The organism is Pseudomonas sp. Ag1 (assembly GCF_000278565.1).
Classification (GTDB): domain Bacteria; phylum Pseudomonadota; class Gammaproteobacteria; order Pseudomonadales; family Pseudomonadaceae; genus Aquipseudomonas.
In genome coordinates this window covers 1-17,453 of the sequence record NZ_AKVH01000057.1, presented here as the reverse complement: position 1 = coordinate 17,453, position 17,453 = coordinate 1, and the positions used below count along the sequence as shown (strand labels likewise).

At 60.9% G+C, this 17,453-nt stretch carries 20 protein-coding genes; 16 read left to right on the top strand and 4 right to left on the bottom strand.

The window, feature by feature from the left end:
* Nucleotides 1-56 precede the first annotated feature (56 nt).
* The 8 genes from lysS to A462_RS29650 all read left to right on the top strand — a co-directional run bounded on the left by lysS (nt 57) and on the right by A462_RS29650 (nt 6,495).
* The gene (lysS, locus tag A462_RS29615; RefSeq protein ID WP_008431110.1) at nt 57-1,559 is read left to right on the top strand and encodes a lysine--tRNA ligase; all 1,503 of its coding nucleotides are present in this window, start codon (nt 57-59) and stop codon (nt 1,557-1,559) included.
* Nucleotides 1,560-1,711: 152 nt separating this feature from the next.
* On the top strand, nt 1,712-2,428 hold the full coding sequence (locus A462_RS29620; protein WP_023659125.1) for a TetR/AcrR family transcriptional regulator: 717 nt from the start codon (nt 1,712-1,714) through the stop codon (nt 2,426-2,428).
* Nucleotides 2,429-2,444: 16 nt separating this feature from the next.
* A complete protein-coding gene (locus tag A462_RS29625) occupies nt 2,445-2,993 on the top strand; it encodes a hypothetical protein (RefSeq protein WP_008431109.1) in 549 nt (182 codons plus the stop codon).
* Nucleotides 2,994-3,014: 21 nt separating this feature from the next.
* Nucleotides 3,015-4,292 carry a flavohemoglobin expression-modulating QEGLA motif protein gene (locus tag A462_RS29630; RefSeq protein WP_003219237.1) on the top strand — a complete coding sequence of 426 codons (1,278 nt, stop codon included), beginning with the start codon at nt 3,015-3,017 and terminating at the stop codon, nt 4,290-4,292.
* 173 nt (nt 4,293-4,465) lie between these two features.
* Nucleotides 4,466-5,371: an alpha/beta hydrolase gene (locus A462_RS29635; protein WP_032898691.1), complete on the top strand. Its 906-nt coding sequence runs from the start codon at nt 4,466-4,468 to the stop codon at nt 5,369-5,371.
* Complete coding sequence (locus tag A462_RS29640; protein ID WP_003219233.1) at nt 5,368-5,694, top strand: hypothetical protein; 327 nt, start codon at nt 5,368-5,370, stop codon at nt 5,692-5,694. The genes A462_RS29635 and A462_RS29640 overlap by 4 nt, the downstream gene beginning before the upstream one ends.
* 112 nt (nt 5,695-5,806) lie before the next feature.
* The gene (locus A462_RS29645; RefSeq protein ID WP_008431105.1) at nt 5,807-6,052 is read left to right on the top strand and encodes a hypothetical protein; all 246 of its coding nucleotides are present in this window, start codon (nt 5,807-5,809) and stop codon (nt 6,050-6,052) included.
* Between the two features lie 209 nt (nt 6,053-6,261).
* Nucleotides 6,262-6,495, top strand: coding sequence for a hypothetical protein (locus A462_RS29650; protein WP_008431103.1), 234 nt, complete (start codon nt 6,262-6,264; stop codon nt 6,493-6,495).
* 28 nt (nt 6,496-6,523) lie between these two features.
* Here the strand turns inward: A462_RS29650 and A462_RS29655 are convergent, their stop codons facing one another.
* From A462_RS29655 to A462_RS29665, 3 genes are all read right to left on the bottom strand, one after another.
* Complete coding sequence (locus A462_RS29655; RefSeq protein ID WP_003219227.1) at nt 6,524-7,309, bottom strand: OmpA family protein; 786 nt, start codon at nt 7,307-7,309, stop codon at nt 6,524-6,526.
* A gap of 55 nt (nt 7,310-7,364) precedes the next feature.
* Complete coding sequence (locus tag A462_RS29660; RefSeq protein WP_003219226.1) at nt 7,365-7,793, bottom strand: DUF4398 domain-containing protein; 429 nt, start codon at nt 7,791-7,793, stop codon at nt 7,365-7,367.
* 284 nt (nt 7,794-8,077) lie between these two features.
* The gene (locus A462_RS29665) at nt 8,078-8,422 is read right to left on the bottom strand and encodes a hypothetical protein (RefSeq protein ID WP_003219222.1); all 345 of its coding nucleotides are present in this window, start codon (nt 8,420-8,422) and stop codon (nt 8,078-8,080) included.
* 187 nt (nt 8,423-8,609) lie between these two features.
* Between A462_RS29665 and ppc the strand changes: the two genes are divergently transcribed.
* The 7 genes from ppc to A462_RS29700 all read left to right on the top strand — a co-directional run bounded on the left by ppc (nt 8,610) and on the right by A462_RS29700 (nt 15,836).
* The gene (ppc, locus tag A462_RS29670) at nt 8,610-11,255 is read left to right on the top strand and encodes a phosphoenolpyruvate carboxylase (RefSeq protein ID WP_008431100.1); all 2,646 of its coding nucleotides are present in this window, start codon (nt 8,610-8,612) and stop codon (nt 11,253-11,255) included.
* A 268-nt stretch (nt 11,256-11,523) separates the two neighbouring features.
* Nucleotides 11,524-12,171: an adenylate kinase gene (adk, locus tag A462_RS29675; RefSeq protein ID WP_008431098.1), complete on the top strand. Its 648-nt coding sequence runs from the start codon at nt 11,524-11,526 to the stop codon at nt 12,169-12,171.
* An 89-nt stretch (nt 12,172-12,260) separates the two neighbouring features.
* Entirely contained in the window at nt 12,261-12,947 is a 687-nt protein-coding gene (gene tsaB, locus A462_RS29680; protein WP_003219215.1) for a tRNA (adenosine(37)-N6)-threonylcarbamoyltransferase complex dimerization subunit type 1 TsaB, read from the top strand.
* 160 nt (nt 12,948-13,107) lie between these two features.
* A complete protein-coding gene (locus tag A462_RS29685) occupies nt 13,108-13,419 on the top strand; it encodes a hypothetical protein (protein WP_003219213.1) in 312 nt (103 codons plus the stop codon).
* A complete protein-coding gene (locus A462_RS29690) occupies nt 13,419-14,279 on the top strand; it encodes a DUF72 domain-containing protein (protein WP_008431094.1) in 861 nt (286 codons plus the stop codon). Before A462_RS29685 ends, A462_RS29690 begins: the two co-directional genes overlap by 1 nt.
* A 27-nt stretch (nt 14,280-14,306) precedes the next feature.
* Nucleotides 14,307-15,134: an isocitrate lyase/PEP mutase family protein gene (locus A462_RS29695; RefSeq protein ID WP_008431093.1), complete on the top strand. Its 828-nt coding sequence runs from the start codon at nt 14,307-14,309 to the stop codon at nt 15,132-15,134.
* Nucleotides 15,135-15,137: 3 nt separating this feature from the next.
* Nucleotides 15,138-15,836, top strand: coding sequence for an extensin-like domain-containing protein (locus tag A462_RS29700; RefSeq protein ID WP_008431090.1), 699 nt, complete (start codon nt 15,138-15,140; stop codon nt 15,834-15,836).
* A gap of 3 nt (nt 15,837-15,839) precedes the next feature.
* Here the strand turns inward: A462_RS29700 and A462_RS0132245 are convergent, their stop codons facing one another.
* Nucleotides 15,840-16,460 (bottom strand): hypothetical protein, encoded by a 621-nt coding sequence (locus A462_RS0132245; RefSeq protein WP_032898688.1) that lies wholly within the window; start codon nt 16,458-16,460, stop codon nt 15,840-15,842.
* 95 nt (nt 16,461-16,555) lie between these two features.
* Between A462_RS0132245 and A462_RS29705 the strand changes: the two genes are divergently transcribed.
* Nucleotides 16,556-17,338: a class I SAM-dependent methyltransferase gene (locus A462_RS29705; RefSeq protein ID WP_003219204.1), complete on the top strand. Its 783-nt coding sequence runs from the start codon at nt 16,556-16,558 to the stop codon at nt 17,336-17,338.
* Nucleotides 17,339-17,453: the final 115 nt, after the last annotated feature.

Here is a 17,453-nt window from a genome sequence, read left to right as displayed (position 1 = left end):
CCGGCGATCCCCGGCCGCAGGCCGGGGACAACGAACCTGATGGAAAATTTAAAGACATGAGCGACCAACAACTCGACCCGCAAGCCCTGCAACAGGAAGAAAACTCCCTGATCGCCCTGCGCAAGGAAAAGCTTGCTGCCGAGCGCGCCAAGGGCAATGCCTTCCCGAACGACTTCCGCCGCGAAAACTACTGCGATGCCTTGCAGAAACAGTACGCGGACAAGACCAAGGAAGAGCTGGCAGAGGCTGCAATCCCGGTCAAGGTTGCCGGTCGCATCATGCTCAACCGTGGCTCGTTCATGGTGATCCAGGACATGACCGGTCGCATCCAGGTCTACGTCAACCGTAAAACCCTGTCCGAAGAAACCCTGGCCTCGGTGAAAACCTGGGACATGGGCGACATCATTGCCGCCGAAGGCACCCTGGCCCGTTCCGGCAAGGGTGACCTGTACGTTGAAATGACCAGCGTGCGCCTGCTGACCAAATCCCTGCGCCCGCTGCCGGACAAGCACCACGGCCTGACCGACACCGAGCAGCGCTATCGCCAGCGCTACGTTGACCTGATCGTCAACGAAGAAGTGCGCCAGACCTTCCGCGTGCGTTCGCAGGTTATTGCGCACATCCGCAGCTTCCTGATGAAGCGCGACTTCCTCGAAGTTGAAACGCCGATGCTGCAAACCATCCCGGGTGGTGCCGCAGCCAAGCCATTCGAAACCCACCACAACGCGCTGGACATGGAAATGTTCCTGCGTATTGCGCCTGAGCTGTACCTCAAGCGGCTTGTTGTTGGCGGCTTCGAAAAAGTGTTCGAGATCAACCGCAACTTCCGTAACGAAGGCGTTTCGACCCGTCACAACCCTGAATTCACCATGTTGGAGTTCTACCAGGCCTACGCCGACTACGAAGACAACATGGACCTGACCGAGGAACTGTTCCGCGAACTCGCGCAACTGGTCCTGGGTTCCACCGACGTGCCGTACGGCGACAAGGTGTTCCACTTCGGCGAGCCGTTCGTGCGCCTGTCGGTGTTCGATTCGATCCTCAAGTACAACCCTGAGCTGACCGCCGATGACCTGAACGACATCGACAAGGCCCGCGCCATCGCCAAGAAAGCCGGCGCCAAGGTGCTGGGCTTCGAAGGCCTGGGCAAATTGCAGGTGATGATTTTCGAAGAGCTGGTGGAGCACAAGCTGGAGCAGCCGCACTTCATTACCCAGTACCCGTTCGAAGTGTCGCCGCTGGCCCGTCGCAACGATGACAACCCGAACGTCACCGACCGTTTCGAGCTGTTCATCGGCGGCCGTGAAATCGCCAACGCCTACTCCGAGCTGAACGATGCCGAAGACCAGGCCGAGCGCTTCATGGCCCAGGTGGCCGACAAGGACGCTGGCGACGACGAGGCGATGCACTACGACGCCGACTTCGTACGCGCCCTGGAATACGGCATGCCGCCTACCGCCGGTGAAGGTATCGGCATCGACCGGTTGGTGATGTTGTTGACCAACTCGCCGTCGATCCGTGACGTGATCTTGTTCCCGCACATGCGGCCACAAGCGTAACCGTAGCGAAATCCGAAGCCGCCTTTTATAAGGCGGCTTTTTTATGTGGCGTTTATAAGCGTCAAGTAAACAGCGCCAGGTGATCGTTCCCACGCTCCGCGTGGGAACGCAGCCCGTGACGCTCCGCGTCACACTGTGGAGGAAGATCCGTCGTGAACCGCGTAATGGCTCAAAAGGGTGCCGCCGGCATTGCCGCTGCCGTGGCTGAAAGTGTTCAGTACCAGGGCCGCAAGGCCAGTCGCCGGGGCAGTGAGCAGCGCAGGCAGGACATTCTCGATGCAGCGATGCGCATCGTGGTACGCGAAGGCGTGCGTGCCGTGCGTCACCGTGCGGTGGCGGCGGAAGCCGGTGTGCCGTTGTCGGCCACCACCTATTACTTCAAGGACATCGACGACCTGCTCACCGACACCTTCGCCCAATATGTGGAGCGCAGCGCCGCGTTCATGGGCAAGTTGTGGGTGCGTAACGAAGGCCTGCTGCGCGAGATGGTGGCTTATGGCGACGGCAGCCCGCAGTCGCGCTCGCAACTGGCCGATGACATCGCGCGCCTGACCGCCGATTACGTGCAACGCCAATTGCTCAACCGCCGTGAGCACCTGATGGCCGAGCAGGCGTTTCGCCAGGAAGCGCTGCTGAACCCGCGCCTGGCCGAGCTGGTGCGCTCCCACCAGCAAATCCTGCTGCAGGGCACTTGCCAGTTTTTCCAGGTATTGGGTTCCCGCGAGCCGCAACAGGATGCCAAAGTGTTGACGGCGATTATCGGTCGGATGGAATATCAGGGCCTGCTGGGCGGCGCAGAGCCTCTGACCAGCGAAGAAATGCTTGAGATCCTCAAGCGTTACATGCATTTGGTGTTGGCTTCGGTCTGACACAGGGGATTGTCCAATGAAAGCCTGGCGCGTCGTCGTGATCGCCTTGTCGTTCCTGTTGCTCAGCGGTTGCCTGGTGACCTTCAAGGACCCGTTGCCCGCCAGCGAGGCGGCGCCTGATGGTCTGCTTGGCAAATGGGCCAGCAAAAACGCCTGGGGTGAGCCGCTCAACCTGCAAATCAGCCGCGTCGGTGAGCACCGCTACAAAGCCGTGAGCTACCCTAAGGCCAAGCCGGGCCAGCGGGATGAATACCTGTTCACGGTTTCCCGGCATGGCAGCCGCTGGTATCTGTCGGCGCCATTGCCGGCCAGGTTCGGCGGGCATTACATCCTCGCCGGGTTCGAATTGAATGATGAGCACGAGCTGGTGGTCTACAACCTCGACCTGGATCAGGTCCACCAGGCGGTCGGCCAGAAGGTCCTGAGTGGCAGCACCGTCGAAACCGTCGAGGGTGCCGGTGTGTTGATCGACAGTTCCATGGCCCGGGTATTTGCGTACCTGGATGATCCGGCCAATGCCGATGTGTTCGTCGAAGCCGTGCGCTACCAGCGTGCAGGCAAATAACGTTTAAAGAGGAAGTACCGGGTGGACGATTACCAGCAGACGATACGCGCCTTGTCCGATCGCATTGTGCTGGCGCAAACACCGATTCGCGTCCTCGACGCCGTGAAGTGGGACGAGAATATTCGCCAGGGATTCCTCAAGGCCAAGGGCAAGGAAATGCCGGCGGTGGACCGCGACTACTACCTGACCCGGCCGCTGTCGTTCGATTCCAGCGCGGTGAAGCTGGAGTTCCAGAACATCGAGCGTGACATCACCCGCCAGCTTGGCCAGTTCAACCCGGTCGGGCAGATCATGCGGCGCATGTGCAAGGAGTACCGCATGGTGGTGCGCATGCTCGAAGCGCGGGGCACCGAGGATTTCGGCCTGATCTCCCAGGAGCTGTATGGCGCCGCTTCCGATGCGTTCCATGCCGGTGACCCGACCCTGGCCGACCTCGGCCTGATGATGTCGGACTACCTGAACAATATCGATGGCCGTGGCGACCTCAAGGACGAAGCCAAGACCCTGACCGCCAAGGACGCCGTCAACCTGCTGCAGAGCCGCCTGAACAAGGTATTCGGCGAGGCCGAGGAAACCATCCGGGTGTTCGAGTCCGACGGTATCGTGGCGGATGCGGCGGCAGGTGCCGACTACATCAAGATCCGCGCCGACGCGATGTTCAACGACCGCGACGTGCGCGCCCTGGAGGTCCATGAAGGCCTGGTGCACGTGGGCACCACCCTCAATGGGCAAAACCAGCCGATCTGCACCTTCCTGTCCAAGGGCCCGCCCTCGTCGACCGTGACCCAGGAAGGCCTGGCGATCCTGATGGAAATCATCACCTTCGCCTCCTACCCCAGCCGCCTGCGCAAGCTGACCAACCGCACTCGCGCCATTCATATGGTGGAGCAGGGAGCCGACTTCCTGCAGGTGTTCGAATTCTTCCGCGAGCAGGGCTTTGAGATGGCGGAAAGCTACGGCAACGCTAGCCGGGTTTTCCGTGGGTCGACGCCTACGGGTCTGCCGTTTACCAAGGATTTGTCCTACCTCAAGGGCTTTATCATGGTTTACAACTACATTCAGTTGGCCGTGCGCAAAGGCAAGCTGGAGCAAGTGCCGTTGTTGTTCTGCGGCAAGACCACCCTGGAAGACATGCGTACCCTGCGCCAACTGGTGGACGAAGGCCTGGTGGTGCCACCCAAATACCTGCCGGATCAGTTTCGCGACATGAATGCGTTGGCGGCGTGGATGTGCTTCTCCAACTTCCTCAACCATTTGAGCCTGGACCGGATCGAGGCGGATTACTCCAATATCCTTTAACGATATCTCTGAAGGAACTCAGTCAAAATGTGGGAGCGGGCTTGCTCGCGAATGCGGTGTATCAGCAACAGATGTGGTTACTGAATCACCGCATTCGCGAGCAAGCCCGCTCCCACCTTTGATCTCCATAGGTCTTCAGGATCGTTCCCAACCCATTCACGAGGCTTCAACGGATGAGAATCCTCGGCATTCTTTGCCTGCTACTGACCCTTAACGGCTGCAGCTCCTTATTGTTCTATCCGGAGCGCGGCATGCCGTTCACCCCGGAAAAGGCTCGCCTGCAATACCGTGACGTCACATTGACCACCGCCGATGGCCTGAAGCTCCACGCCTGGTGGCTGCCGGCCAAGGCCGGCGTGCCGCTCAAGGGCACGGTGCTGCACCTGCACGGCAATGGCGGCAATCTCGCCTGGCACCTCGGCGGCAGCTGGTGGCTGCCGGAGCAGGGCTATCAAGTGCTGTTGGTGGACTATCGCGGCTACGGGCTGTCCGAAGGCGAACCTTCGCTGCCGGCGGTTTACCAGGACATCGACGCCGCTTTCAAGTGGATCGACAACGCCCCCGAAACCCAGGGCCAGCCACTGATCGTGCTCGGCCAAAGCCTGGGCGGCGCGCTAGTGGTGCACTACCTGGCGGAACATCCCGAACGTCAGCCGCAGCTCAAGGCGCTGGTACTGGACGGTGTGCCGGCCAGTTATCGTGACGTAGGACAATTCGCCCTCAGCACCTCCTGGCTAACATGGCCGTTCCAGGTGCCGTTGTCGTGGCTGGTGCCGGACGGCGACAGTGCGATCAACGCCATGCCCCGGCTGACCGGCGTGCCGAAATTGTTATTCCATAGCCTGGATGACCCGATCGTGCCGCTCTCCAACGGCATTCGCCTGTATCAGGCTGCGCCGCCACCGCGGGTGCTGCAACTGACCCGGGGTGGCCACGTGCAAACCTTTGCCGACAAGACCTGGCAAACCGTGATGCTGCGCTACCTGGACGACCCCCAGCATTTCAACGGGCTGCGCCGCCTGGGGGAAATCCCCAATTACCCGGCGGCCCCGAATTCCAACGCAGAGAACCCGCAATGAGCGAAGAACGCAACATGATCCCCCTGATCCTCACCGGCATCGGCACCATCATCGGTACTGTTGGCTGCCTGTGGTACTACGGCTATTTGCACTTCGCCAAGCCCGAGGATGCGTTGCTGCTCAGCGACTTCACCATGCTCAAGACCGTGCCGGGCGAGGATTACAAAATCTCCCTGACCCCGGCCGCCCAGGTGGCGCAATGCGTTGATGGCGTACTGGTGCTGTTTGATACCGAACAGAAAGGGCTGACCGGCGTACTGGTCAACAGCAAGAAGCAGGCAGTGCGTTGCATGGGGCAGGAAACGCCGCAATTGGAGCAGTAGCGCGAGTCAAGTGGGAAAGGTCTGGAACCATTTTAAGTGGATTGCCACAGATTCCGTACTGGCCAGCAGCGCTGGATCGGTTATCTCGGATACTTAATTTGGAGTCACTTGAATGGACATTCCTCGCGTAAACAACTCGTCTTCCCCATTCACTGCCGGTGCGGGGGGAGGTGATTCGCGACTTCAGCAATTGGAACAAGATATTCAGAAGTTGAAGAACCAGATCGCCCAAGGAGGCGGTGGTGCACAGGGCGCGCAGGGCGAAGAAAGCCTTGAGGAAAGGCTCAAGAGGCTCGAGGCGGAGCTGGCCCAACTCAAAGGGCAGGAGCAGGATAACTCGGCGCAAGTAAGCTACTGACCCGATGCTCTTGAAGCGCACTGGGACCTCTTGATTCCTGGCCTGCAAATAAAAGAATCCCGCCATTTGGCGGGATTTTTCATGCGGCCTCAAACGATCATTCAGCGACGGAGCGGGCGGCGTGGTGTGCGGGCTGGGCCCTCCGGTGCAGTCGTAGTTGATGATGGAAATATCTGGAACCGTATTGCGTAACGCACCACAGAAGCGATGTGATTTACACGAGTCGGGGCGAGAAGGTGGCGATAGATATTGCTGCAATAAGCAACATGGTGAACATGCTCAGGGGGCACGAGAAGCTGGAAATGCTCGACGCCGAGGATCATAAGCTCAAGCACTTGCTCGACAAGCTGTCGGAACATGGCTACGGCGGGAAGATAGAGCTACCAGCCGAGGATCCCAACCGACCTGTCCGGTTCGACGACCCGAAAAAAAACCCACAGTAACGTGGGTTTTTTTTCCAGCATCAATCGATCAGTTGGCCATCGAAGAACGTGGCTTGACCGGCTGGTTGTCGTTGGAGATGGTCACTTCAACGCGGCGGTTCATGGCGCGGCCCGAAACGCTGCCGTTATCGGCAACCGGGTATTCCTTGCCATAGCCCTGGGTCACGATGCGCGAGATATCCACACCCTGGTTGGCCAGTGCGCGCTGTACCGAAGCGGCGCGGCGCTCGGACAGGCTCTGGTTGTACGAGTCGGAACCGGTGCTGTCGGTGTAGCCTTCGACGATCACTTTACGGTCCGGGTTATCGCGCAGGAACTGCGCCAGCTTGGTGATGTTCACCAGGCCGCTGGACTTGAGGTCCGACTTGTTGGTGGCGAACAGCACGTCACCAAAGGTCACCAGTGTGCCGCGATCAGTCTGCTTGGCGTTCAAGCTGTCTTGCAGTTGCTTGATCTGCGCGTCACGGGCCTGCAGCAAGGCGCGGGCACGTTCGTCACCGGCGTTTTTCAGCTTGGCTTCGGACTCACGCAGGACGATGGTGTCCTTGGCCACTTCAACGCGCTGGTTGGTCAGGTAGGCCAGTTGGTCGACCTTCTTCTGGTCTTCCTTGTCGCGGTAGGCCTTGTCAGCCTTGTCCAGCCAGTCGCTGGCGTCTTTGGTTTCCAGCGCCGCTACCTTGGTAGCTTGCGGGTTGGCTTGCAGGGCCGAGAAGTTGGTCCGAGCGTTTTCCAGGTTCTGGTTCGGCGGGGTGGAGCAAGCCGCCAGAGCAACGCTCATCGCCAGCAGGGCAGGGATCATCAATTGTTTACGCATAGTCGTGTCGTCCTTTCAATTCGGTTTCGGGTGCAATGCAATCAGGGGCGGCGGCTTATTGTTGCGGCTGGATCACAGCCGGGCGCATGCCTTCCTGACGCAGCTCCTGAACAGCTTTCTGGGAATCCTTCACAGCCTGTTCGGCCTTGGCAGCCTGGGCTTTACGCTCTGCTACGCGAGCGTCCCACTCGGACTGTTCGGCCAGGCGACGGGCTTCGTCGTAGTTCTTGTCGTGCATGGCGATTTCAGCTTGCTTCAGTTTGTCCTGGGCAGACTTCATCTCCACGGCTGCGAACTCGGTACCGCCGGCGCTGACAGCGCTGTTCACCGCAGATTGGGTAACAGCGTATTGCTCGGTCGGCGGGTTGCCGGCGCAGCCAGCCAGTACGAAGCTGGTGCCGATTGCCAGCGCGGCCAATTTAAGCCCGCGCAGGTGGTTAAACGAGGTTTTGGCAGTGCTGGTCTTCATCGTCTTCAACTCCATTAGGTAACTCCTGAAAAACATCAAATCCATCTCCGGCTTGCAGTGTCTGCGGGGCCCGGCGGTTAGCTCAGGACGCCTATTCAAACGGCTGTTCCAAGTGATGGCTTACTGGCTGTGACCGGAGGCTTTTTTGAATAGTTCAGCGAAGATGGCGATTTGCCTAAAAAAATATTTGACTGAACGGTCAGCGTTTAAAAGTTGGAACTTTTGCATGGCGCAGCGGTATCCAGGGCCTTTGGGAGGCCCTGAATACGGGAGGTCAAGGGTTTTGAGGCGCAGGTTTACTAGTGTTTCTGCTTGTCGGACTGAGCTGACAAATCGTGCAGGTAACGCCGTGACAGGCTGAGAAAACGTGGGGTTGGGCCGACATCCTCATACAGCGGATCGCCTTCCTCATCGGTGGCAATCACCTGCTTGCCCTTGATGTAGGGAAAGCTCGCTTCCAGCTCTTCGAGGGCTGCGCCAATCAACTCGCCGAGCAGTTCTTCGGTATGGCGTTTGGGGTACATCTCGGAGATCGCCGCCAGCCTGGCGGCGGCTTCCACGTCCAGATGGATGGCGTATTCGGTTTTGGTCAGGCGACCCTTGGCGTTTTCTTCCCAATGCTGGGCCAGTTCTCGGATTTTCATGGCAACCTCAATGGAGCCCACGGTACGCGGGCGATGATGAGTGACCAGCCGGCCAGCGCGGATAACGCTGCGGCTTACTGTTGAGACTAGCTGCAACTCACAAGGTTTAAAGTTCCTTGTAAGACGTCGCCGTGGGCGGCACTCTTGAAGATCAAAGCGTCCCGGATTTTCTGCTGGAGATTGGCTGATGAGCGATATCGATGCACGTTTGCGTGAGGATGTTCACCTGCTGGGTGAACTGTTGGGCAACACGATTCGAGAACAGTACGGCGATGAATTCCTCGACAAGATCGAGCAGATCCGTAAAGGCGCCAAGGCCGACCGCCGTGGCGCAGCCTCGGAGCAGGTGGCCGGCGAAGAGCTGAGCGCCAGCCTCAATCAACTCAAGGAAGACGAACTGCTGCCGGTGGCGCGGGCCTTCAACCAGTTTCTCAACCTGGCCAATATCGCCGAACAGTATCAGTTGATCCACCGCCGTGATGAATCAACCCCGGCGCCGTTCGAGTCGCGGGTGCTGCCGGAACTGCTGGCGCGCCTGCAGAGTGAAGGCCACAGCAGCGAATCCCTGGCGCGCCAGTTGGGTCGGTTGGAAATCGAACTGGTGCTCACCGCTCACCCCACCGAAGTCGCCCGCCGCACCCTGATCCAGAAATACGACGCCATCGCCGCACAACTGGCCCTGCAGGATCACCGCGACCTCACCACCGCCGAGCGCGAGCAGATCCGCAATCGCCTGCAACGCCTGATCGCCGAAGCCTGGCACACCGAAGAAATCCGCCGCACCCGGCCCACGCCGGTAGACGAAGCCAAGTGGGGCTTTGCGGTGATCGAGCATTCGTTGTGGCACGCCATCCCGAATTATTTGCGCAAGGCCGATCACGCTTTGCATGCCGCGACCGGCCTGCGCCTGCCTCTGGAGGCCGCGCCGATTCGCTTCGCTTCCTGGATGGGCGGCGACCGCGACGGCAACCCCAACGTCACCGCCCCGGTCACCCGCGAAGTGCTGTTGCTGGCGCGCTGGATGGCGGCTGACCTGTACTTGCGCGACATCGACCACCTCGCCTCCGAACTGTCGATGCAACAGGCCAGCCCGGCATTGCAGGCCAAGGTGGGTGACAGCGTCGAACCTTACCGGGCGTTGCTCAAGCAATTGCGTGAGCGGCTGCGCGCCACACGCCAATGGGCCCACACCTCGTTGACCAGCACCACGCCGGCGCCCGCCGATGTGCTGCAAAACAACCGCGACCTGCTCGAGCCTTTGCAACTGTGCTACGAGTCGCTGCACACCTGCGGCATGGGTGTGATTGCCGACGGCCCGCTGCTGGATTGCTTGCGTCGGGCGGTCACGTTCGGGCTGTTCCTGGTGCGCCTCGACGTACGCCAGGATTCCACCCGCCACTGCGCGGCCATGACCGAAATCACCGACTACCTGGGCCTTGGCCGGTACGAGGATTGGGACGAAGAGGCGCGCATCAGCTTCCTGATGAAGGAACTGGCCAACCGTCGACCCTTGTTGCCGGGCTACTTCAAGCCTTCGGCAGACACCGCCGAAGTGCTGAACACCTGTAAGGAAATCGCTGCCGCACCGGCTGCGTCCCTGGGTTCCTACGTCATCTCCATGGCCGGCGCCGCGTCGGACGTGTTGGCCGTGCAACTGCTGCTCAAGGAGTCCGGCGTACAACGGCCGATGCGGGTGGTGCCGTTGTTCGAGACCCTGGCTGACCTGGACAACGCAGGCCCGGTGATCGAGAAACTGCTGCTGTTGCCGGGTTATCGCGCCCGCCTGCAGGGCCCGCAGGAAGTGATGATCGGCTACTCGGATTCGGCCAAGGACGCGGGCACTACCGCCGCCGCCTGGGCGCAATACCGGGCCCAGGAACGGCTGGTGGAAATCTGCCGCGAACAACAAGTCGAACTGCTGCTGTTCCACGGTCGTGGCGGCACTGTAGGCCGCGGCGGCGGCCCGGCTCACGCGGCGATTCTGTCGCAGCCTCCTGGGTCGGTGGCGGGGCGTTTCCGCACCACTGAGCAGGGCGAGATGATCCGCTTCAAGTTCGGCCTGCCGGACATCGCCGAGCAAAACCTCAACCTGTACCTGGCGGCGGTGCTGGAGGCAACCTTGCTGCCACCGCCACCACCGGAACCGGCCTGGCGCCACTTGATGGACGAATTGGCCGCCGACGGTGTCAGCGCTTACCGTGCCGTGGTGCGGGAAAATCCGCAGTTCGTCGAGTATTTCCGCCAGTCGACCCCGGAGCAGGAACTGGGTCGCTTGCCCCTGGGCAGTCGTCCGGCCAAGCGCCGGGCTGGTGGCATTGAAAGCCTGCGGGCGATCCCGTGGATCTTCGGCTGGACCCAGACCCGCCTGATGCTGCCCGCCTGGCTCGGCTGGGAAGCGGCGTTGAACAATGCCCTGGAGCGTGGCGAAGGCGAGTTGCTGGGGCAGATGCGCGAGCAGTGGCCGTTCTTTCGTACCCGCATCGATATGCTGGAAATGGTGCTGGCCAAGGCCGACGCCGATATCGCCCGGCTGTATGACGAGCGATTGGTGCAGCCCGATCTGCTGCCATTGGGTGCGCACTTACGCGACCTATTGTCGCAGGCGTGCAGTGTGGTGCTTGGCCTGACTGGCCAGTCTCAGCTGCTGGCCCACAGCCCCGATACGCTGGAGTTCATCCGCCTGCGCAACACCTACCTGGACCCGTTGCACCTGCTGCAGGCCGAATTGCTGGCCCGATCGCGGCAACAGGAAGCGGCACAAGACAGCCCTCTGGAACAGGCGCTGCTGGTGTCTGTGGCCGGTATTGCCGCTGGTTTGCGCAACACCGGCTGACATTTATGGCGTGTTCTCAATAGCTTGCAGATACCCCGCGCCGGTCGCCGTAAAATTGGCGACCGGCGTTTTGCTGTCAGGGTTGTACCTGCCTATAAAGCCAGCGCGGCGCGGGTTTCTCCTACTTTCGGCGGCTTGTGTGGTTTGGGCCTGCTGTGTATCTTGATCAGCCTTTGGCCGTTTGTGCGGCCTGGACCCAAAATTTCCGAGATTGGCCCCACGCGGCGAATCCGAGCGTCATCTCTATAAAAAATTGAGGAGCACATCGATGCGCGTCATTCTGCTGGGAGCTCCCGGGGCCGGTAAAGGTACTCAGGCAAAGTTCATCACTGAAAAATTCGGCATTCCACAAATCTCCACCGGCGACATGCTGCGTGCGGCCGTCAAGGCCGGCACCGAGCTGGGCCTGATCGCCAAGAGCGTGATGGACAGCGGCGGCCTGGTCTCCGATGACCTGATCATCAACCTGGTCAAGGAACGCATCAGCCAGGACGACTGCAAGAACGGTTTCCTGTTCGATGGCTTCCCGCGCACCATTCCCCAGGCTGAAGCCCTGGTGAAGGCCGGCGTCGAGCTGGACAACGTGGTGGAAATCGCCGTTGAAGACGAAGAGATCGTGCAGCGTATTGCCGGTCGTCGTGTTCACGAGGCCTCGGGCCGCGTCTACCATATCGTCTACAACCCGCCGAAAGTCGCGGGCAAGGACGATGTTACCGGCGAAGACCTGGTACAGCGTAAGGACGACACCGAAGAGACCGTGCGTCATCGCCTGTCGGTCTACCATTCCCAGACTAAGCCGCTGGTGGACTTCTACCAGAAACTCTCGGCCGCCCAGGGCAAGCCGAAGTACAGCCACATCGAAGGTGTGGGTTCGGTTGAAGCCATCACTGGCAAAGTACTGGAAGCGCTGATCTGATCGTTCATCCGCTTGATTGACAACGGCCCGCTTGCGGGCCGTTGTTGTTTATACTGACGCACTTTTTTTCAACGTGGATGCATACACCGATGAGCACCTTGCTGGCCCTGGACACCGCGACTGAAGCTTGCTCCGTTGCCCTGCTGCACGATGGCAAGGTTACGAGCCACTACGAGGTGATCCCGCGCCTGCACGCGCAGAAGCTGTTGCCGATGATCAAGCAATTGCTGCTGGACGCGGGCACCACCTTGTCGGCAGTGGACGCCATCGCATTCGGGCGTGGCCCGGGCGCGTTCACCGGCGTGCGCATTGCTATCGGTGTGGTCCAGGGCCTGGCATTTGCGCTGGAGCGTCCGGTGTTGCCGGTGTCCAACCTGGCGGTGCTGGCGCAGCGGGCATTTCGCGAACACGGCGCCAACCAGGTCGCGGCGGCCATCGATGCGCGCATGGATGAAGTGTATTGGGGCTGCTACCGCGAAACCGCTGGCGAGATGCGCCTGGTGGGGGCTGAAGCTGTGCTGTCGCCTGAAACGGCGGCCTTGCCGGCTGATGCCAGCGGCGACTGGTTCGGTGCCGGCACCGGCTGGGGCTACGGCGAGCGCATTGGCGTGACGCTTGCCGGCCAGGATGCCGGAATGCTGCCCCACGCCGAAGACCTGCTGGCCCTGGCACGCTTTGCCTGGGAGCGAGGCGAGGCGATTCCGGCGGACCAGGCGGCGCCCGTGTACCTGCGGGATAAAGTGGCGCAGACCAAGGCTGAACGCGGGATTATTTGACGTCAAAAGTGCGGGCAATTTCAGACAAAAATAGCCAATCGTCAGAATTTGCCCGCGCTTTTAAACCTTTTACCAATTATGTGTTCTAGTTATCACCAGAGCATTTGCGCGCCATGGAAAGCGCCACTAAAATGCCATCACCGATACCGAGTTCGCATGTATGCGCATAGACGGCTTTTCATCACAGTCCTACCCCCTCAAGCGCAAGCCTCGCAAGGCGAACGTGACGGTAGACGACTCCGTCGAAGACTCGCCCGACTTTGTTGAAATCCAGTCTGACAACACTGCTGTTTCAACCCGTTCCCAGGGTTCCGGCGGTGCACGTACCAGTGGCGTTCCTGCCCGCCAGCAAGACATGATCTTCCCGCGCTCCATGAGCAAAAACGTCGCCAATGCCCTGGCCAGCTACCTGACCACTGCCGGCTTTGTCGAATGGGATATGGAAGTGCTGGGCCTCGATATCCATATCTGATGCTGTTGCCTTACTACCTCGGTTGTCCGTCCTGGAGTGAAAACGCCTGGCGCGACTACCTGTATCCCGCCGACGCCCGCTCCAGCGATTACCTTGCCCTGTATTCCCAGGTCTTCAACGCCGTCGAGGGCAACACCACGTTCTACGCCCGTCCTTCCGTCGCTACCGTGCAGCGCTGGGCTGAAATCATGCCCGAGCATTTTCGCTTCACGGCCAAGTTTCCGGGGGATATCAGCCACAGCGGCAATCTGATCGAGCAGTTGCCGGCGGCGGAAAGTTTCCTGGGGTTGATGAGCCCGTTGGGCGAACGTATTTCGCCGTTGTGGCTGCAGCTGCCGGCCAGTTTTACCCCGCAGCGCCTGGGTGAGTTGGCCGGGTTTATCGACGGGCTGGAGCGACCGTTGGCGGTGGAGGTGCGTCACTCGGAATTCTTCGCCAAGGGCGACGCCGAGCGCAGTCTCAACCGCTTGCTGCGCGACCGCGGTGTCGAGCGCATCTGCCTGGACCCGCGTGCGTTGTTCAGTTGCACCTCCACCTCGGCAGCCGTGCTGCACGCCCAGTCGAAAAAGCCCAAGGTGCCGCCTCGCCCGGCGGCGCTGACGCAGTTTCCGCAAGTGCGCTTTATCGGCCATCCGGAGTTGGAAGCCAATGATCCGTTCCTGATGCCCTGGATTGAAAAGGTTGCCGGCTGGATCGAAGAGGGTCGCACGCCCTATGTCTTTCTCCACACCTCTGACAATCGCCTGGCCGCCCAACTGGCTTTGCGCTTTCACGAAAAGCTGATGGTGCGTTTGCCCGGCTTGCCGGCCTTACCGCAGATTCATCGAGAACCCGAAGCGGAGCAACTGGGGTTACTCTAAGGCTCCTTTTCCCGACAGGAGTCAGTCATGGATGCCCAAACCCTTCGCGCCGAAACCTTCAAGGCCCTGCACGAGCGTGACCGCGCGTTCGTGATGCCCAATCCATGGGATGCCGGCTCCGCAAAAATGCTCGCCAGCCTGGGGTTTGAAGCCCTGGCCACCACCAGCGCCGGCTTTGCCTTCAGCCTCGGCCGCCCGGATGCCGAAGGTGCGTTGTCCCTGGAAGACACCTTGGGCAATGCCGGGGCGATCGTCCAGGCGACCTCGCTGCCCGTCGCCGCCGACCTGGAAAACTGCTTCAGTGACACCCCTGAAGGCTGCGCCGAGACTATCCTGCGGGCGGCAGCGACTGGGATTGTCGGTGGCTCCATCGAAGACGCCACCGGAATTGCCGTCGACCCGATCTATCCCTTTGACCTTTCCGTGGAGCGCGTCGAAGCCGCAGTCGCCGCTGCCCGCAGTTTGCCATTCCCCTTCACGCTGACCGCCCGCGCGGAAAACCTCCTGCATGGCCGGCTGGATTTGCCCGACACCATTCGCCGCCTGCAGGCCTACGCCGAAGCTGGCGCCGACGTGCTCTATGCACCGGCCCTGCGCAGTGCCGAGGAAGTATTGGCGGTGGTGAAGGCGGTTGCACCCAAGCCCGTGAATATCTTGATGTCAGGCGCCCTGAAACTCAGCGTGGCGCAGTTGAGCGAGATGGGCGTCAAGCGCATCAGCGTCGGCTCGGCCATGGCCCTGGCGGCTTATGGCGAGTTCTTCAGGGCGGCCCAGGAGGTTCATGAGTTGGGCACGTTTACCTTCACTGAGCGCTCGATGCCGTTCAACCAGGCCAATCAACTGTTCAAGGGCTGAGGCGTGCGTTTCTTCAAGGTGCTGGGCGTGCTGCTGGTGTTGGCAGGTGGTGTGTTGGTTGGCGTGTGGCGGGGCTGGGTGCCGCTGCCCGATGAGTGGAACCCGTGGGCTCCGCTGGACGTGCGGGCAAGCCCGAACCTGCTGACCCGATTCAAGCTTGGGCGTTTGCAGGATGATCCTGCCCTATGTGACCAAGTGCTGAAGACCTCCGGGCTGCGGGTCGCCCATCAGGCGGACAGCCCTGCCGACGCGGCTTGCCCGCTGCGCAATACATTGCGGGTCCAAGGCGCTGATGTCGGCTTGAGCAGCAGCTTTCTCGCCAGTTGCCCGCTGGCCGTGGCGTTCGCCCTGTTCGAGCGCCATAGCCTGCAACCAGCGGCCCAGGCGGTGTTTGGCCAGGCAGTGACGCGGGTCGATCACCTGGGCAGCTTTGCCTGTCGCAATATCTACAACCGCGCCAACGGGCGACTCAGCCAGCATGCGTCGGCCAATGCGTTGGATATCGCCGGGTTTCGCCTGGCGGACGGGCGCACCATCAGTGTGCTCAAGGATTGGCCGGGTGACGGCGAGCGTGCGCGCTTCCTGCGGCAAGTGCGCGACGGCGCCTGCAAGAATTTCAACGTGGTGTTGAGCCCGGATTACAACGCTGCCCACCGTAATCACTTTCATCTGGACATGGGGCGGTGGTGGGTGTGTCGCTGAGGGTCAGGCGGCCAGGCGCAGGTTGTGCAGGATCAGCGGACGCGCCCAGCGGCTGTCGAAATCCAGGGCTTTCTGTTGCTCAACCAGCTCTTCTGCCGGGAACGGTGGCGGTGGTGGTGGCAGCAGGTCCAGTTCGAATTCGGCGATCGGCAAATGCAGCGGGCGTGGTTGCGGCGCGGGACCCGGTTCGGGCAGCGGTTGGCCGGCGGTCAGGACGATCGGGCGCACCCAGGCGCTTTCGAAGTTTTGCTGCTTTTGCTGGGCGACCACTTCTTCCGCCGGGTACGGTGGCGGGGCCGGTGGCAGCAGTTCCAGTTCGAATTCGGCGATAGGCAGGAACAGCGGCTCGGGCGGGGCGATCTCGGTGTCTGTCACATCACAGGCGCGCTGGGTGACGATCTGCGACAGCAGGTCACTGCCTTCGCTGGGTTCTACCGCCGGGTCCACAGGTTTCGCCACCGACTTGGCGAGCGCGCCCGGCGTGTCGCCGAGCTGTTCGGCCAACGCCTGGGCGAAGAAGTCCTGCCACACATGACTGACGCCGGCCAGCGCTTGGGTATTGCGCAGGCCGAAGTGGTTGTGGGTCGGCAGTACACCGGTGAATAGCGAAGGAATGTCTGACATTTCTCTCGATCGTCGCTCAGCTCTGGCAAAATGCCGGATCCTTTTTTTATCGGCCGCTTTTTGCCGATCCTTAATATTTTTGAGCGTAGTCACCGATGAGCGAACAACCAGCGGCCAGCCGCATTCGGGTCGAGGCCTTGGCCGAAGGTTTTCAGGCGCGTGCGCAGCACTGGGCCGAGCAGCTGGGGTTGCCTTTGCAACTGGATGAGGCGGACTTTGCCTTGCAGGTGGGGGAGCAGGGGCTGCAGTTGCAACAGCTGGGGCCTGAGGCGCCGGGGCCGGTGCGGGTGGATTTTGTGGAGGGTGGGGCGGCGCACCGGCGTCTGTATGGCGGCGGCAGCGGGCAAATGATTGCCAAGGCGGTGGGTGTGGCACAGGGCGTGCGGCCCAGGGTGCTGGATGCTACCGCCGGGTTGGGAAAGGATGCATTTGTGTTGGCCAGCCTGGGTTGCGAGATGAGCCTGATTGAACGCCAGCCGTTGATTGGGGCGTTGCTGGAAGATGGCTTGGCGCGAGGTGCAGAGGATTTTGAGGTGGCGCCGATTGTGGCGCGGATGAGGTTGCTCAAGGGCAACTCCATTGAGGTGATGCGCGATTGGGAGGGGGAGCCGCCTCAGGTGATTTATCTGGATCCGATGTTTCCGCATCGGGAGAAGACGGCGTTGGTGAAGAAGGAGATGAGGTTGTTTCGGCCGCTGGTGGGGGATGATCCGGATGCGCCGGCGTTGTTGGCGGCGGCGTTGGCTTTGGCCAGTCATCGGGTGGTGGTCAAGCGGCCGCGTAAGGCGCCTTGTATTGAGGGGGTTAAGCCGAGTCATGCGTTGGATGGGAAGTCCAGTCGGTATGACATTTATCCTAAGAAGGCGCTGAAATCCTGAGGGTTGAGTACATATCCGTTATTTAGGTAACGGCCACTTAGGGTTCCGCTCTTACAGCGGGTCACTTTTGGCAAACGCCCCAAAAGTAACCAAAAGGTCTTTGCCCCACCACTCG